Here is a 15,434-nt window from a genome sequence, read left to right as displayed (position 1 = left end):
CGTCCAGGCACGGTTGGCCCGGCTCCAACCCATACAAGCTAGATTGCGCCGAACATAGCCCAATTTCGCACTGGACAGGCCAAAGATCGGCGGTTCGGGCAAGCTGGGGCCGTCTGGCAACATCCGCGTGGTGTCTGGCCGGGCCGCGGCGAAAGGATGCCTACCGGATCGACCGGGGCGGACCTGGCCGGCAACGCCGGTGACGACGATAATTTGCTTGTTCATGATCATGGTCCGTCTTGTTTCGTGACGGTTGTTGGCAGGAGATACCGGTCAGGCGACGCCGCCATTGGCGCGCAGGATCTGCCCATTGATCCAGCCGGCATCGGGGCCGGCAAGAAAGGCAACAATGCTGGCGATGTCATCCGGCTGGCCCAGCCGCTCGAGCGGCGGCATCTTGGCAAACTGCGCGACAAGCTCATCGCTCTTGCCATTCAGGAACAGGTCGGTGGCGACGGGTCCGGGAGCCACGGCATTGACGGTGATGCTGCGGCCGCGCAGTTCCTTGGCAAAGACGCGGGTGAACGCTTCGACGGCAGCCTTGGTGCCGTTGTAAACGGCATAACCCGGCATGTTCAGCGCGAGGGTGGTGCTGGAGAAATTGACGATCCGGCCGCCATCATTCAACCGCCTGGCGGCTTCGCGCAGGGTATTGAACGTTCCCTTGACGTTGATGGCGAAATGGCGGTCAAACTCCGCATCGCTGGTTTCGGCGAGCGGAAGCGTCTTGAGAATACCGGCATTGTTGACGAGCACATCGACACCGCCGAAGGCCGCCTCGGCCGCATCGAACATGCGCGCAACGGCCTGCGCATCGCTGACGTCGGCCTTGGCGGTCAAAGCCCTGCCGCCGCTCGCTTCGATCCGGCGGGCCAGTTCTTCAGCTGGCGCAGCGTCGCCGGAATAATTGATGACGACTATAAAATCATCCGACGCCAGGCGCCGGGCGATGGCTGCACCGATCCCGCGCGATGCGCCGGTGACGATTGCGATCTTCTTTTTGGCTTGTGTCATGGTCTTTCTCCTTCATCTCTGCGCCGCAGCGCTGTTGATGAAGGCACTATGCATCATTTGTTTTTCGGGATAATCATGCGATAACTGGCATCACTATTCGAGAATTGAGAACAATGGACACATTGGATGCCATGCGGGTTTTTGCCCGCGTCGTCGAGCGCCGCAGTTTCACGCTGGCGGCGGAAGACATCGGCTTGCCGCGTTCGACCGTGACCAATGCGGTGCAACAGCTGGAAGCGCGGCTGGGCACCGGCCTGTTGCAACGGACCACCCGGCATGTCAGCCCGACGCTGGATGGCGAGGCCTATTACCAGCGGTGTCTCGCCATTCTGGCTGACATTGAGGACGCCGAAGGTGCGTTTGCCGGGGCAAAACCGAAAGGGCCGCTGCGGGTGGATGTGCACGGTACGCTGGCCCGGCACTTCCTTCTGCCCGGACTGCCGGCATTCCTGCAGACCTATCCCGGGATACAGTTTTATATGAGTGAAGGGGATCGTCTCGTTGATCTCGTGCGTGAGGGTGTCGATTGCGTGCTGCGCGTCGGCGATCTCGCCGACAGCGATATGATCGCCAAGCGCGTGGGCATGCTCGACGAGATCACGCTGGCCTCACCCGGCTACATCGAGCGGTTCGGCATGCCGCAGCATCCGGATGAACTCGCCGGGCATCAGATGGTTGGCTTTCGTTCAACCGCGACAGGCACGATCCTGCCGCTTGAGTTCCTCGTAAAAGGCACCATTCGCACAATCACCCTGCCGGCACCCGTTTGGGTCAATGCGGCGGAGAGCTATGTCACGACCGCAAGACTGGGGCTCGGACTGATCCAAATCCCGCGCTATCACGCCGAAGCCGACCTGGCCGCAGGCACGCTTGTCCATGTTCTGCCTGATTTCCCGCTCTCACCGACCCCGGTTTCCCTGCTCTATCCGCGCAACCGCCAGCTTTCGCCAAGAGTGCGCGTGTTCATTGACTGGATATCACAGAGGTTTACGCACCTTCCTTGACTTCCGGATCCTGCTCCTGACCCACCTCATAAACTTCTATGGGAAGTCCATCCGGATCGGCGAAGAAGGCGAATGCGCGCTTGGTATAGGGATCAATCCGCACCGGTTCGGTTGCAACGCCCCGCGCATGCAGCCAGGCCAGCGTGTCCTCCACGGAGGTGACGGCAAACGCCAGGTGCCGCAGCCCGCAGGCTTCGGGGCGCGACGGACGCGCGGGAGAATGCGGAAAGTGAAACAGTTCGATCTGGGTATCGCCGGATCTCAGGTCGCACTTCCATGACTGGCTGTCCGGGCGCCAGTTTTCAGCAATGATCCCGTAGCCGAGCGTCTCGGTATAAAACTGCTTCGAGCGATCATAGTCACTGCAAATGACGGCAACATGATGAAAGCGCGAGAACATTGGTTTCCTGTCTGCTGTCCCGGAAAGCGGTGGCAAACCGGCATGCCAGTGCGGATCACCAGGTGTTGAAACGAACACCCGCCCGGATCTGATGGGTTTTGATGCCATCGTCGCGGATGGTCACATCGCCATTCTGATACAGGTCCTTACCGCCGATATCCGCATAGCGATAGCCCAGATCCAGCTTGAGGCGCGGGGTTATATCAACTGCAATACCGGCCATGAGCGCCCATTCAAAACGGTTTGTGCCGCCAGATTTAAGCCGCGCGTCGACGGGACCCTGATAGTCGTAATTGACATTGGCAAAGCCGATGCCGCCGCCCACATAGGGTGTAATTCCGTAGTAATTGCCAAGGTCGACATAGGCGTTCGCCATGGCTTCCCACAGATCCGTCGTCGTTTCATAGTAGTTGCTGTCGCGCTGACTGTAACCGACGGTTGCGTCCGCACGCAGGTAGTTATTGAACTGATAACCCACGCCGATGAAGGGCGAGAAGCCCCGCTTCAACTCATATTCGCTCGGCGTGCTGCCGCCGGGATAATCAACATGAGCCTTGACCGTCGACGAAAAATTGTAGGCAACGTCGCCGCGCAGATACCAGCCTGATGCAGTCTCAACCGGCATATACGGCGCCCGTTCCGGAAAAGTCGCCGGACCAAGATCAGCCGCAAGAACATGACTGCCAAGCAGAGAGAAGAAAGAGGCAGCAGAAAGGAACGTTTTCGTATAACGCATTATCAATCCCCAAGGTGATTAACTCTGGGGACCCCGCCCCTTATCTCTACCTTAGGATGAGCCCGTTAAGTTCCGGTTAAGCATGATCAGTAAAAGCAAAGCCCCGTGAAATACCAATCAGGGCGGGGCGGTTCGGTTGCAGCAGGACTTCCCGGATTGCATTGCCTGCGGCAGCGAATAAGGTTTCGCTACGACTCACCGCGACAAAGCGACGGAACGCATGAAACTGTTCTTTGACAGACGGCAGATGGCCCATCAACCCAAGCAATACATGATCAATGGCCGGATCACCGACCCACTTGAGAACCCGGCACGCGCCCATACCCTGATCGATGCTCTGGCCGAACTTGGATTGGCGCAGGAAGAGCCGGGCGATGCGGGGCTCGATCCCATCCTTGCCGTGCATGCCGATCACTACGTCGCATTCCTGCAAACCGCCTATGACAGGTTCATGCAACTGCCCAACCACGGGCCCGAAGTTCTGCCCAATGTGAATTCCTATCAGGGTGCTGGCTCGGATTTCGGCGCGCGCGCACGTCCGCGCCCGACAGGCATTCTGGGCCAGGCGGGCTGGTACATCAACGGCCTGTCCTGCGCGATGATGGAGCACACCTACGCGGCTGCCTATGCCTCGGCCCAGACGGCCATTGCCGCCGCCGATGCCGTCCTGAATGGCGCGCGCCATTCATTCGCCCTTTGCCGCCCGCCCGGCCATCACGCCTATGCGGACCGCGCCGCGGGCTTCTGCTATTTCAACAATGCAGCCATTGTCGCCCAGCATCTGCGCAAGCGCCATGATCGCGTTGCCATCATCGATTTCGACACCCATCACGGCGATGGCACCCAGGCCATTTTCTACACCCGTGACGACGTGTTCTTCGGCTCCACCCACACCGATCCATCCAACTACTATCCGCACTACAGCGGCTATGCCGATGAAACGGGAGCAGGCGCGGGCCAGGGTGCCAATCTCAACCTGCCTCTGTCCGAAGGCAGCGGCGATGCCGCATTTATCGACGCCAACCGTCGGCTTGCCACCGCCGTGGCCGCGCATGGATCGACGGCGCTGGTGATATCGGCGGGTTGGGACGCCCACCACGACGACCCGCTCTCACGCCTGAAGGTGACCACGGACGCCTATGCGGAAATCGGCGCTCTGTGGGGGGCTGTCAACCTGCCTGCGGTTATCGTGCAGGAGGGCGGCTATTCGCTGAGCGCCGTTGCAGAAGCGGCTCCCCGCTTCATGGCTGCTTATCGGGCATCGCGGGACAAGCCGTAAACGGAGACATTTCCGCCGTGCAAAGCGGGGACTGAAAAACGTCCGTGCCCCAGCTCCGGATATCCATACAATTGGGCGTGACCATATAGCGTTCGGCTACCCTGTGTTGTAAACTGAACAGTTGAAAGGTTCGGGGGATTCCTGCCAATCCCGGAAGATATAGACACTACCATCCATTTTTGCCCTCCATGTCATTGCACCGAACGGTTTCAAAAGGAGGCTCTCACCGGAATACAACCTATTCGAATTGTTCAGAATTCAGCTTATTTGACAGCTTACGGTTACCCATGGAAAAAAGTTTAACGCGCTATATCTGGTCGAACACACGGTTCCAGCAAATATGGATATTGATGGTCGTTGCGGCCTCGATGATCCCGTATTTCCTGTCGTTCGATTTGCCGAAACAGATTGTCAACGGCCCCATACAGGGCACCGGATTCGAAGTCGAAGGCGCAACGCAGACCTTCATGCGCATCCAGTATACGCTGCCTTATTTCGGCAAGGTGATGTTCTTCAAAGGGCTCCAGCTGACGCGCTTCGAAATGCTGATGGCGCTGAGCCTGGTGTTTCTGCTGCTTGTGGTGATCAACGGCCTCTTCAAGCTCTACATCAACACCTATAAGGGCCGGCTGGGCGAGCGCATGTTGCGCCGTATCCGCTTTGAATTGATCGATCGCGTTCTGCGGTTTCCCCCGAGCCAGTTCAAAAGGGTGAAATCGGCCGAAATTGCAACGATGATCAAGGATGAGGTGGAGCCGATGGGCGGTTTCACCGGCGATGCGTTCGTTCAGCCAGCCCTCCTCGGCGGACAGGCCATCACGGCGCTTGTCTTCATCATTCTGCAGAATTTCTGGCTTGGCATGATTGCCGCCGGGATTGTTGCGGTGCAGGGCGTCGTCATTCCGCGCATGCGCAAACGCTTGCTGGAGCTTGGGCGGCAGCGTCAGTTGACGGCACGCGAACTTTCGGGCCGCGTCGGTGAGATCGTCGATGGTATCGGCACCATTCACGGCAACGACACGTCCAATTATGAACGCGCGGATATTGCGGCGCGTCTGGGGCTGATCTTCTCCATCCGTTACGATCTTTACCAGTGGAAATTCCTGGTCAAGTTCATCAACAACTTCCTCGCACAGATCACGCCCTTCCTGTTCTATTCCATTGGCGGCGTTCTCGCCCTGCAGGGACGGCTGGATATCGGCCAGCTGGTTGCGGTCATCAATGCCTATAAGGATTTGCCCGGACCGCTGAAGGAACTGATCGACTGGGATCAGTCGCGCCAGGATGTACAGGTGAAATATGCGCAGGTCGTCGAGCAGTTCAATGTCGATATGCTGGTCGATCCGCATATCCAGGCGGTTGTGCGCGAACCGGTGGGAAAACTGGAACATTCGCTGAATGCGGTGAACCTGACCCTGTCCGACGATAGCGGCGCGCGCCTCGTCGAGCACGTCTCGCTCGAGATCAAACTGGGCGAGACGGTGGCCATCGTCGGTGCAAGCGGCGGCGGCGGTGAGGCGATGGCGGAAGCCTTCGGCCGCCTGATCTGGCCCGATTCCGGCCGTATCACCATTGACGGCACCGATATTCTCGAGCTGCCGGAATCGATCACCGGGCGGCGCATCGCCTATGCCGCCTCCGACGCCTATTTCTTCCACGGAACGCTGCGCGACAACCTTCTCTATGGCCTCAAGCATGCGCCCCTGACCAAAGTCGAATATGACGGGACCAAGTCCGCCAAATACAAATGGAACATCAACGAAGCGCGGCTTGCCGGCAACCCGGACCTTGATCTCAACAGCGACTGGGTCGACTACCAATCTGCCGGTGTCACGGGACCCCAGGATCTTTTCACGGTCGTGCGGCCGGTGCTTGAAGCGGTCATGATCTCGCAGGACATTGTCGATCTGGCGCTTCGCTCGCAGGTGGACACCGCAACCCATTCCGACCTGACGAGCCGCATCGTCGAACTGCGGCAGGCCCTGCGCAAAACCCTCCAGGACGAGAACCTTGACGGGCTGGTCGTTCCGTTTGAACCGAAGGTCTATAATCCGCAGGCAACCATCGGTGAAAATCTCCTCTTCGGCACGGTGAAGCGGCCGATGATGACCAATCTTCGACTGGCCGCCCATCCCTATTTCCGCTCGATCCTGCGCGAGAGCGGCCTCAATGTCGATCTGTACAAGATGGGTCTGGAAATTGCGGCCAACGCCATCGAACTGTTCGAGGACCTGCCGCCGGACCATCCGTTCTTCCAGCAGCTGACCTTTATGACGGCGGACGATATTCCGGCCTATCAATTGCTGCTGCAGAAGCTGCAGGGACGCGATTTTGACGCCGCCTCGCCCGACGAACGATCGAATATCATCCGTCTGAGTTTTGCTTACATCGAGCCGCGGCACCGCTTCGGTCTGTTGACCGATGAACTCATGGCAAAAATTGTCGAGGCACGGCTTCGCTTCCACAAGAATTTGCCGGATGATCTCAAGGCCGTCATTGAACGCTACGATCCCAAGAACTTCATTACTTCGGCTAACCTGATGGACAATGTTCTGTTCGGAAGGATCGGATACGCGCAGGCCGATGGACCGGATCGAATTCGCGTCATCCTGCGCAATCTCTTTGACGAACTCGGGCTTTACGACAGCGTCTTGTCCATCGGCCTTGATTTCGACGTCGGATCAGGCGGCAAACGCATCACCAATGTGCAAAGGCAGAAGCTGAATGTCGCCAGGGCTCTGCTCAAGCGGTCCGACTATGTGATTTTCAATCGCCCGCTGCCTGCACTCGACCAGCGTGTCCAGGATCAGATCACGCGCAATATCATGCAGGATCTGCATGAGGAAGGTCACGCACCCGCGATTATCTGGGTGCTGGCTAATTCTTCACTGGCAAACCTGTTCGATCGCGTCCTTGTATTCGATCGCGGGGCTTTGGTTGAAGATGGAACGCACGCGACTCTTTTGGAGAAAAACGGTATATTCAAAGAGCTGGTATCGTAATACTCTATGTCCGGGTAGAGTGGCACTTGGGGGTATTGGACGTTCATGCTTCTGAAAGACGAAGTCGAAATGTTGCGGCGGATTCCGCTGTTTTCTGGTGTGGCGCCAGCGAAGCTCAAGCTTCTGGCCTTTACGTCAGATCGCGTCAGCTATCGCGCCGATCAGGCTTTGTTCCGGCAAGGCGACATGGGCGATGCCGCCTACGTTATTCTGTCGGGTACGGCCGAGGTCAGCGTCGATACGCCCAACGGACAGATTAAGGTTGCCGAAGTCGAGCACGATTCCATCGTCGGCGAGATCGCGATCCTTTGCGATGTCCTGCGCACGGCCACGGTTACGGCCTCAACCCCGCTTGAAGCCCTGCGCATCAGCAAGGAGCATTTTCTCAAGCTGCTGAGCGACTATCCAGAGATGACCATCGAAATCATGCGGGTTCTCGCCAGCCGGCTCAGCCATACCACAGCGGAGCTCTCGGAAGAGCGCAGCAAGCACTGACCGGCATTTTTCAAACTATCAGACTTTTTCGATACTGCCGGTGGCAAGATCGATCTTGAAATGGCGCGACGGCAATCCTTGGAGATAGCAGCCCATCATGCGCACAATCCGGGCAAACTGCTCCTGCGCGCCGCCCATTTCCAATGCATCGGACACGGCAAAAACATCGATCAGGATGTGATAGATGGCCAGTCTTCCCGCTGATATGCGATCGAGCGCCATTTCGCTGCCCATTCTGAGGCGGTACCAGTCACCCAGAAATTCCTGCACGGTGATCCCGTCGAAAGATTCGAGGGCAACCTCCCTGCCCGCCAGCAAGGCATCCAGCCTGGCTTTGGTCTCGGCGCGCCCGCGCTCAGCATGGACAAGGATGATGGTCGCATCCATATCCACAGGCTGGTCCAACAGGCTGAGTGTGAGCAGGTCACCAATAGTGAGCAGCGGCAGAACCCGCGCCAGGTCCTTGGGCCACTCGCGCCGCAGGTACCGGTGCACGACCAGCTGATCGACGTGTTCGCAGATGAAGGCCCCGTAATCCGCGGCATCGAGCATCTTTCCGATCTTCTTGCCGGTCAGATCGATTTCGGTCCGGTACAGGGCGTTCAGGCGCGGATCGATCGCCTGTCGGTCAATCCCGACGGTTTCAACATTGAGGGTTTGCGTCTCGAAGGTGACGACCTTGAACGCGGGCGGAAATGCCACCAGTGACGGCACACCGATATTGATCAGCCAGGACGCATCCTGCGCAACCCTCGCGGTATCATTGACATGCAGGTGACCGCTGAAGTGAATCCGGACGCCTGCATCCATCATCGCGGCGGCAACATCCGGCAGCGGCATCCGCTTGACCGAGCCCGTGTTGCCGATGACCTGCCTTTCATCGTCATGCGTGCCATCGAGGATATCCAGCATCGGATAATGCGAGAATGTAAGCAGCTTCTTACCTTCCAGCTCCGCCCGCCTCGTGACGTCCTTGATCCATTCGATGACAAACCGCTTGTGCCGCAGCATGCCATTCCAGCCGGCATTGGTGCTGTCGATGAATGCGCCGGAACTGCCGCGCTCGAAATCCCCGTCACGCGGTTCGAAAACATTGGCGTCGATCATCAACAGCCAGAGGCCCGCCACCGGCTCGGCAAGATAGGATGCATCCATCAGGTGGTATTCGTTGGTGCCGTCGGCCGAGCGCACCGGATAGAGCCGCTGTTCCGGCGCATCGTCCGGCCCGAAGGGCGTTTCCCAGTGCAGATCGTCCGCGCGACGAAAGAACCCGAGATCCGGCAGAGCCCGCAATCCCTCGGGATAGCCTGCGCAGAACATCTTGTCCGTTACGACCATCCCGTCCGCATCCTCGTCAATGAATGCGCTGTCACTGGCGACGATGGTGTACGTGCCGTCGGGATTGAGCAGGCGCTTGGCATGATGCCGCCCTTCGGGGCCGAATATGTCGTGGTTTCCCGGGGTAGCGGTAAAGACCAGCCCATGCGCCTCGGTGTAGCCGTCCAGCAATTGCCGCAGCGCGCTCAGCGTCGCAACCTGCCCGTCATCGGAATAGTCCCCGAGCAGCACGACCTGCTTGATTCCCCGTTGCACGACCTCGTCCAGAGCCGTGCGCAGGGCAAAATAGCTTTCGTTGAAAACCCGGGTGGAGCGCACCGTATCCGTCAGGCGCCGCGCTGTCATGCGCCGGCCGCCGGCCTCTACCCCGGCAAAATCATAATCGCCGTAAAGATCATGAAAATGGGCATCTGCGATGATGGCGACAGGCGGAAATGCGGATGAGGACATGAATCAGAGGTTCCGATGATTTTATACATTTGTATCAGCGATTGTCATAAAGCTTAAAAAACAAATCGCTATCGCCTACATATGCTGAATGGCAGACTTTTATTGCGCACTTAGCCAATAAAACAAAATCCAAGCCTCGCATAACGTCTGCAGTTTGGTTACGATGACCAAAAAAACGGGGAATTGGGTGTGAGAAACGTATGAGTGAAGATATATTTCGGGTGAAATTCTGGGGAACGCGTGGCAGCGTACCAGTTTCCGGCCCCGAATTTGAACGCTATGGCGGAAACACGTCATGTATCGAAGTGCGTTGCGGTGAACATAGAATGATCTTTGACGGGGGCTCCGGCCTGCGTCAGGCAGGTGATGCCCTGTCGGTGGAAGGCGTGGACCAGATCGATATCATTTTCACCCACAGCCATTATGATCACATTATCGGTCTGCCGTATTTTGCCCCCCTCTACAATCCGATGATGAATGTACGGCTCTGGTCCGGCCACCTGGCGGGGATCATGACCACCCGGGAAATGGTCCGCCAGTTCATGCGGCCGCCCTGGTTCCCCGTCGAGCCGGATATTTGCAAGGCAAGTCTCGGCTTTCGCGATTTCCGCTCCGGCGATGTGCTGACACCGCGCGAGGGCGTCACTATCCGGACCGACAGCCTGAACCATCCCGGCGGCTGTATCGGCTACCGCATCGAATGGGCGGGCAAGGTGCTCGCGCTCATTTACGACACGGAACACGAAGCCGGTATCCTTGACCCGGCCGTGCTGCGCCTGATCGATGGCGCCGATCTCGTCGTCTACGACTGTACCTACACGGAAGACGAGATGCCGCGCCGCTTCGGCTATGGCCATTCCACATGGCAGCACGGTGTCAAGCTGGCGGCGGCCGGCAAGATCGGCAAACTGGCGCTCTTCCATCACGCCCCCTCGCGCACCGATGACGAGATCGACGCATTCGAGACATTGGCCAGAGAGCGCTTCAGCGGGACATTTGCCGCCCGCGATGGCCAGGTCATCGATCTCTAACCCCCCGGCTTCTGGCTCTTCATCAGATCGGCAATAGAGAGCCAGCGCCCGCCCGGTGTTCGTGCAACGACCTGAAAGAGCTTGGTCAGGAAGACCCATGCCGACTCGTCGTGAACAAGATGATGGGTCAGAATCCCGATTGGCTCACCGCTTCCGTCAAACCGCAGCCGCAGCTGTTCCACGATGGCGCCGACCAGTTCCGCGTGGTCGCGGCAGCCGCGCGTGCCGTGCCAGTCCATCAGATCGACATGGGTGTTGATGTGCGGCACCGACGTTTCCACCGGCTTGGCCGGGCCAAACACCGAGAGCGCCTTGAACCCGCAAGCGTTGAGATAGGGCAGGAGTGCCGCATCGATCCGGTTCCAGGGCGGCACGAGAACGGGCACAAACCGATCGGGATAAAGTCTGGCGAGCAGCACGCATCCCTCGCGCAATTGCCGCAGCACCAACTCCTGAGGCCGGTCAGGGCCGAGCTCCTGCTTCTTCCGGTCCTTCGGCGCATGGTTTTCATGCGACCAGCCGTGAACCGCCACGCAGATCCGGCGCTCCGCCGCAAGGCGCTCCGCCAGCGCCTCGCCGGTATGGGCTGGTATCACCGCGAGCGTCACCGGCGCATCAAAATCGTTGGCCAGCCCGATGAGGCGGTCCAGCGCGGCGGTCGGCTCGACTGCATCGTCATCGCGCAACCAGAATTTTGCACTGCGGCTGGCATGGATCCAGCGCGCGAGTTCCGCCTGCAGAGGCTGCCAGATTGGGTCTTCCGTCATCGGCTCCGTCCCATGAATTGTGTCAGCGCAGCATCCAGTTGTCGTACCGCATTCTCCAGCGATCGCTCCTCCAGAACAAACCGCCGCGCCCGCGCACCCATGGACTGCCGCAGATCATTGTCATCCAAAAGGCTGGCGATGGCGGCGGCGTAAGCCGGCACATCATCGTCCCGCGTCAGGAAACCGGTCACACCATCCTCGACCACTTCAGGAACGCCAGCCGTTGCCTGCGCAACAACCGGCAAACCCGCTGCCTGTGCCTCAAGATAGGCGATGCCGTAGGCTTCGCCGCAACCGGGCCAGACATAGGTACCACCCTGACCCAACAACGCGGCAATGTCACCGGCGTTCCGCTGTCCGAGCCATTGAATGCGATCACCGAATGCGGCAAACAGCGCCTGCACGTCATTGCGGGCCGGACCGTCGCCGGCAATCATCAGGGTCCAGGGCCGTTCGGCAATCCGTGACAGAGCCTTGGCCAGCATTTCATAGCTGCGGAACTTGTCACCCCGCCGCATCATCGCCACGGTGACCAGCCGATGCGGATCATGCCCGATGCTGCTTTCACGAAAAGGCGCGGTATCGATAAACGGTTGCAACCGGGCAAGGCGCGCGCCGGGAATATTGCTTGCGAGCCCATCCATGTCGCGCTGCGTAAAACACAGGTTGACCGCTGCTGCGCGCACCGCTTCGGCCACGAGAATTTGCGTCCCGGCCCAGCCAAGCGCATTGCGGCGCGGCGAATAGGATGCTTCCGCGGTGATGTAGGGAATATCCATCGCCGCTGCCATGACGGGGCCAATCAGGTCCGGCGCCTTGTAATAGGGGTGATAACAAAACCAGAGATCAGGTTTTCGTCCAGTCTGCCAGAGGCCTGCGAGGCGCTCAACCTCGGCGCGCCCCGCCGCGGCGATGGGTTCACGCTCTTCGATTGCCGGCGATGCGCTGAAGCTGCGCAGCTCCGACACGACTTCGACCTGGTGTCCGGCTTTGCGCAGCGCTGACATGAGCAGCCGAGCCATCTCACGATCGCCCGACGGCGTCGGGTGATTGGGTGATTTCAAGGGCGCGTAAAAGGCAACCTGCATGCGCACGCAATCCAGTATTTCACAATCGTTTCAACCATTTCGGCGAACGCTTGCCGATTCCGCCAAATCTATAGCCGGTTCCTGACGTCTGACACTAACAATCTTTTGATCTGTGCCGCCATGATTGTTTGTCAAAAAGCCATCATTGCGCTTGATCGCTCGCCTCCCGCTCGCCAAATCAGATGGGCTCGCATAAGCTTTGCACGGCGACGGAGGACAGGGGAACCCATATGGCTGACAAGATGCGGGAATTGATGCGGTATTCATGACGATAACAACGATAGCACCCATGCTTTCCGAGCGGTCCCTGCGCAGGGCGCGGCTGGTATCGGGCTTGATCATGCTCACATTCCTGACCTTGCATCTGACCAATCATGCGCTCAACCTCATCTCGCTTGCCGCCGCCGAGGAAGGGCGCCGATGGTTTCTCGCCATTTGGCGCAATCCCGTCGGCACCACACTTTTCTACGGCGCTGCGGTCACGCATGTCATGCTCGCGATGCGGTCACTCTACCTGCGACGCACGTTCTACATGCCGGTGGGTGAAGCGCTGCAGATCATTCTGGGGCTGGTGATCCCGCTGCTCATCATCGACCACGTGGTCGGCACGCGCATCCGCCATGAGATATCCAACTACTACGACAGCTACGAAGCGATCATACGCGGTTTCTGGATCACCTCGCCCTTCAACGGCGTCAAGCAGACCCTCGCCCTGATCGTCATCTGGTGCCACGGCTGTATCGGCATCCATTTCTGGCTGCGCTACCGGCAATGGTATCAAAGCGCTGCACCGGTGCTGTTGACCGTCGCCATCCTTTTGCCGGTGCTCGCCCTGCTTGGTTTTGCCAATACCGGCCGGACCATCGCCAACATGTCGCCCGCCTCGGGCTACGGCGCGTTCCCTTCGTCGGGCTATCAGGGTCACAAGAACTTCAATGCCACGCGCTACGCCTCCCCGGCCGAACGCGCCGAGGTCAAGCAAGACGAATTTCTGATCAAGACCGGATTGTATGGCGCCTTTGGCGGCGGGCTGGCGCTGGTTGTCGCGTTGCGAATCCGCCGCCGCTGGCGCGAGCGCGCGACCCAGATTGAAATCCGCTATGCCGATGGCGAAAGCGTGCGCGTTCCCCTCGGGTTCAGCGTCCTTGAAGCCAGCCGCCTCGGCGGCATACCGCATTACGCGGTCTGCGGCGGCAAAGGCCGGTGTTCAACCTGCCGTGTCCAGGTTCTGGAGGGCGCCGAGACGCTGCCTCCGCCCGAACCGATCGAGCAGACCACCCTCACCCGTATCGGGGCGGATTATGGCGTGCGTCTCGCCTGTCAATTGCATCCAACCGCCAATATCAGTGTTGCACCGCTTCTCGTGCCCAGTCTTGAAAGCATCGTACCGGCAGGCAGCCAGCAGGCGAGCCCCGGACGGGAGCGCGAAATCGCCATCCTGTTTTGCGATATCCGCAGTTTCACCATGCTGACGGAAGCCCGGCTGCCCTATGATATCGTTTTCCTGCTCAACCGGTACTTCGCCATCGTCGGCCAGGCCGTCGAGCGTTCGGGAGGACGGCTCGACAAATTCATCGGCGATGGGGCAATGGCGCTGTTTGGCCTGACGGGTTCTGCCGCCGACGGTTGCAAGAACGCGTTGAAGGCGGCTGCAATCATCGTCAAGGAAATCGAACGGCTGAACGATGAGCTAGCGGGTGAGCTGAGCATGCCCCTGCGCGTTGCCATCGGCATTCACACAGGTCCGGCCATTGTCGGCGCGATGGGGTACGGGGCGGTGAAGAGCCTGACCGCGATTGGCGACACCGTTAATGTCGCCAGCCGGCTGGAAGCCGTTGCGAAGGAATTCGACGTGACCCTCGTGGTTTCTGAACCGGTCGTCACCCTCGCCGCTTCCGATACCGCAGGGCTTGAGGTCAGGGATGTTGCCATTCGCGGGCGGGCGCTTCCGCTTCGGGTCTACATTGTTCCGCAGGAAAGCAGCATTCGTTTCGCGTAAAGGGCGCGCGGCACATGCCCTTTGGCACGCGAGATCAGCGGCGGCGATAAAGGAAGTAACGTCCCGGCTTGACGCTGGCAGGCAAGGGAAGCAGTTCGAGCGCGGGATGATCCAGCGCCAGGCCACTGGCGACGATACCGTGACGGGCCAGCAATCCGGCGGCCAGCTGCGGCAGCCATGTCTGGGTAATGGCATCCTGGTCCGGATAGCCCGTGCCGATGTCCGCATGCACCAGCGCCGCATCGATGCCGGTAAAGCTCTGTGCGGTTTCCCTGATTTCCCCGATAACCATGTTTTCCGGATCGGGCGTGGAAGCCTTGTAGGCATGGGATGCCCGATCAAACGCAATGATCCGCCGATCCGGAAACCGCTCGCGCAAATGATCGTAGGTGCGGCCATTGCCGAGACCCAGCTCCAGCACCGGCCCCGGCAATTCCCTGACCGTGTCGCTGATATGGTTGAGAACATCGCGTTGGGCCGTCACGCGGCGGATGAAGCTGTCAAGACGGCTCATGGTGATCGGGTATCCACTGTCAATTCACTACAGGCTTGGCTTAGCAGGCCGATGCAGCCGGGTCGACCGCACCGAACGACATATCCGGTAGATTCTTTTTGATCGCTTCGGGCGGAACCACCCTCGAATCCCCGGCTTGCCGGCGCTTTCACGGCGCCTCTCCAAATCGTATTTTCTTTAACTTGACTCTTTTTCTCATGTTCTTGTATAGCTGCACTCGCGATAGTTGCAAAGCTGGATATTTCAAAATTCGAAATATTTCTGGCCGTATCTCATGTTGCCATGAGCGGCAATACAATCCTATGCAAAAAAGAATA

Annotated in this window: 13 protein-coding genes; 6 read left to right on the top strand and 7 right to left on the bottom strand. The window is 59.1% G+C overall.

Annotation, left to right across the window (positions count from 1 at the left end):
* Positions 1-273 precede the first annotated feature (273 nt).
* Entirely contained in the window at positions 274-1,014 is a 741-nt protein-coding gene (locus tag ACP7B1_RS21400) for an SDR family oxidoreductase (protein WP_346307296.1), read from the bottom strand.
* Positions 1,015-1,127: 113 nt separating this feature from the next.
* On the opposite strand from ACP7B1_RS21400, the gene ACP7B1_RS21395 reads away from it, so the two are divergent.
* Positions 1,128-2,018, top strand: a complete 891-nt coding sequence (locus tag ACP7B1_RS21395) for a LysR family transcriptional regulator (protein WP_346307295.1) — start codon at positions 1,128-1,130, stop codon at positions 2,016-2,018.
* Here the strand turns inward: ACP7B1_RS21395 and ACP7B1_RS21390 are convergent.
* Positions 2,002-2,418, bottom strand: a complete 417-nt coding sequence (locus tag ACP7B1_RS21390) for an SMU1112c/YaeR family gloxylase I-like metalloprotein (protein ID WP_346307294.1) — start codon at positions 2,416-2,418, stop codon at positions 2,002-2,004. The two genes, ACP7B1_RS21395 and ACP7B1_RS21390, sit on opposite strands and share 17 nt — an antisense overlap.
* A gap of 55 nt (positions 2,419-2,473) precedes the next feature.
* Positions 2,474-3,154 (bottom strand): outer membrane protein, encoded by a 681-nt coding sequence (locus ACP7B1_RS21385; protein ID WP_223614829.1) that lies wholly within the window; start codon positions 3,152-3,154, stop codon positions 2,474-2,476.
* Between the two features lie 220 nt (positions 3,155-3,374).
* Here ACP7B1_RS21385 and ACP7B1_RS21380 point away from each other — a divergent pair, with 220 nt between their 5' ends.
* The 3 genes from ACP7B1_RS21380 to ACP7B1_RS21370 all read left to right on the top strand — a co-directional run bounded on the left by ACP7B1_RS21380 (position 3,375) and on the right by ACP7B1_RS21370 (position 7,930).
* Entirely contained in the window at positions 3,375-4,433 is a 1,059-nt protein-coding gene (locus ACP7B1_RS21380; RefSeq protein ID WP_346307292.1) for a histone deacetylase family protein, read from the top strand.
* A gap of 287 nt (positions 4,434-4,720) precedes the next feature.
* Positions 4,721-7,435, top strand: a complete 2,715-nt coding sequence (locus ACP7B1_RS21375; RefSeq protein WP_346307291.1) for an ABC transporter ATP-binding protein — start codon at positions 4,721-4,723, stop codon at positions 7,433-7,435.
* Positions 7,436-7,480: 45 nt separating this feature from the next.
* On the top strand, positions 7,481-7,930 hold the full coding sequence (locus ACP7B1_RS21370; protein WP_105733445.1) for a cyclic nucleotide-binding domain-containing protein: 450 nt from the start codon (positions 7,481-7,483) through the stop codon (positions 7,928-7,930).
* Positions 7,931-7,948: 18 nt separating this feature from the next.
* Here ACP7B1_RS21370 and ACP7B1_RS21365 read toward each other — a convergent pair whose 3' ends face one another.
* The gene (locus ACP7B1_RS21365) at positions 7,949-9,718 is read right to left on the bottom strand and encodes a metallophosphoesterase (RefSeq protein ID WP_346307290.1); all 1,770 of its coding nucleotides are present in this window, start codon (positions 9,716-9,718) and stop codon (positions 7,949-7,951) included.
* Positions 9,719-9,918: 200 nt separating this feature from the next.
* On the opposite strand from ACP7B1_RS21365, the gene ACP7B1_RS21360 reads away from it, so the two are divergent.
* Positions 9,919-10,749, top strand: coding sequence for an MBL fold metallo-hydrolase (locus ACP7B1_RS21360; RefSeq protein WP_346307289.1), 831 nt, complete (start codon positions 9,919-9,921; stop codon positions 10,747-10,749).
* On the opposite strand, the gene ACP7B1_RS21355 is transcribed toward ACP7B1_RS21360, so the two are convergent.
* Complete coding sequence (locus ACP7B1_RS21355; protein ID WP_346307288.1) at positions 10,746-11,516, bottom strand: polysaccharide deacetylase family protein; 771 nt, start codon at positions 11,514-11,516, stop codon at positions 10,746-10,748. The two genes, ACP7B1_RS21360 and ACP7B1_RS21355, sit on opposite strands and share 4 nt — an antisense overlap.
* Complete coding sequence (locus tag ACP7B1_RS21350; RefSeq protein WP_346307287.1) at positions 11,513-12,604, bottom strand: glycosyltransferase family 4 protein; 1,092 nt, start codon at positions 12,602-12,604, stop codon at positions 11,513-11,515. Before ACP7B1_RS21350 ends, ACP7B1_RS21355 begins: the two co-directional genes overlap by 4 nt.
* Positions 12,605-12,869: 265 nt before the next feature.
* Between ACP7B1_RS21350 and ACP7B1_RS21345 the strand changes: the two genes are divergently transcribed.
* Positions 12,870-14,603: an adenylate/guanylate cyclase domain-containing protein gene (locus ACP7B1_RS21345; RefSeq protein WP_346307286.1), complete on the top strand. Its 1,734-nt coding sequence runs from the start codon at positions 12,870-12,872 to the stop codon at positions 14,601-14,603.
* A gap of 34 nt (positions 14,604-14,637) precedes the next feature.
* Here the strand turns inward: ACP7B1_RS21345 and ACP7B1_RS21340 are convergent, their stop codons facing one another.
* Positions 14,638-15,117, bottom strand: a complete 480-nt coding sequence (locus ACP7B1_RS21340; RefSeq protein WP_346307285.1) for a class I SAM-dependent methyltransferase — start codon at positions 15,115-15,117, stop codon at positions 14,638-14,640.
* Positions 15,118-15,434 lie beyond the last annotated feature (317 nt).

Source organism: Phyllobacterium sp. SL163 (genome assembly GCF_049896885.1).
GTDB lineage: Bacteria > Pseudomonadota > Alphaproteobacteria > Rhizobiales > Rhizobiaceae > Phyllobacterium > Phyllobacterium calauticae.
This window is presented reverse-complemented; position numbering and strand designations above follow the sequence as displayed.

Coding starts and splice junctions, on each gene's coding strand:
- ACP7B1_RS21400 (WP_346307296.1), bottom strand. CDS start 1,014: ATGACACAAGCCAAAAAGAAGATCGCAATCGTCACCGGCGCATCGCGC.
- ACP7B1_RS21395 (WP_346307295.1), top strand. CDS start 1,128: ATGGACACATTGGATGCCATGCGGGTTTTTGCCCGCGTCGTCGAGCGC.
- ACP7B1_RS21390 (WP_346307294.1), bottom strand. CDS start 2,418: ATGTTCTCGCGCTTTCATCATGTTGCCGTCATTTGCAGTGACTATGAT.
- ACP7B1_RS21385 (WP_223614829.1), bottom strand. CDS start 3,154: ATGCGTTATACGAAAACGTTCCTTTCTGCTGCCTCTTTCTTCTCTCTG.
- ACP7B1_RS21380 (WP_346307292.1), top strand. CDS start 3,375: ATGAAACTGTTCTTTGACAGACGGCAGATGGCCCATCAACCCAAGCAA.
- ACP7B1_RS21375 (WP_346307291.1), top strand. CDS start 4,721: ATGGAAAAAAGTTTAACGCGCTATATCTGGTCGAACACACGGTTCCAG.
- ACP7B1_RS21370 (WP_105733445.1), top strand. CDS start 7,481: ATGCTTCTGAAAGACGAAGTCGAAATGTTGCGGCGGATTCCGCTGTTT.
- ACP7B1_RS21365 (WP_346307290.1), bottom strand. CDS start 9,718: ATGTCCTCATCCGCATTTCCGCCTGTCGCCATCATCGCAGATGCCCAT.
- ACP7B1_RS21360 (WP_346307289.1), top strand. CDS start 9,919: ATGAGTGAAGATATATTTCGGGTGAAATTCTGGGGAACGCGTGGCAGC.
- ACP7B1_RS21355 (WP_346307288.1), bottom strand. CDS start 11,516: ATGACGGAAGACCCAATCTGGCAGCCTCTGCAGGCGGAACTCGCGCGC.
- ACP7B1_RS21350 (WP_346307287.1), bottom strand. CDS start 12,604: ATGCAGGTTGCCTTTTACGCGCCCTTGAAATCACCCAATCACCCGACG.
- ACP7B1_RS21345 (WP_346307286.1), top strand. CDS start 12,870: ATGACGATAACAACGATAGCACCCATGCTTTCCGAGCGGTCCCTGCGC.
- ACP7B1_RS21340 (WP_346307285.1), bottom strand. CDS start 15,117: ATGAGCCGTCTTGACAGCTTCATCCGCCGCGTGACGGCCCAACGCGAT.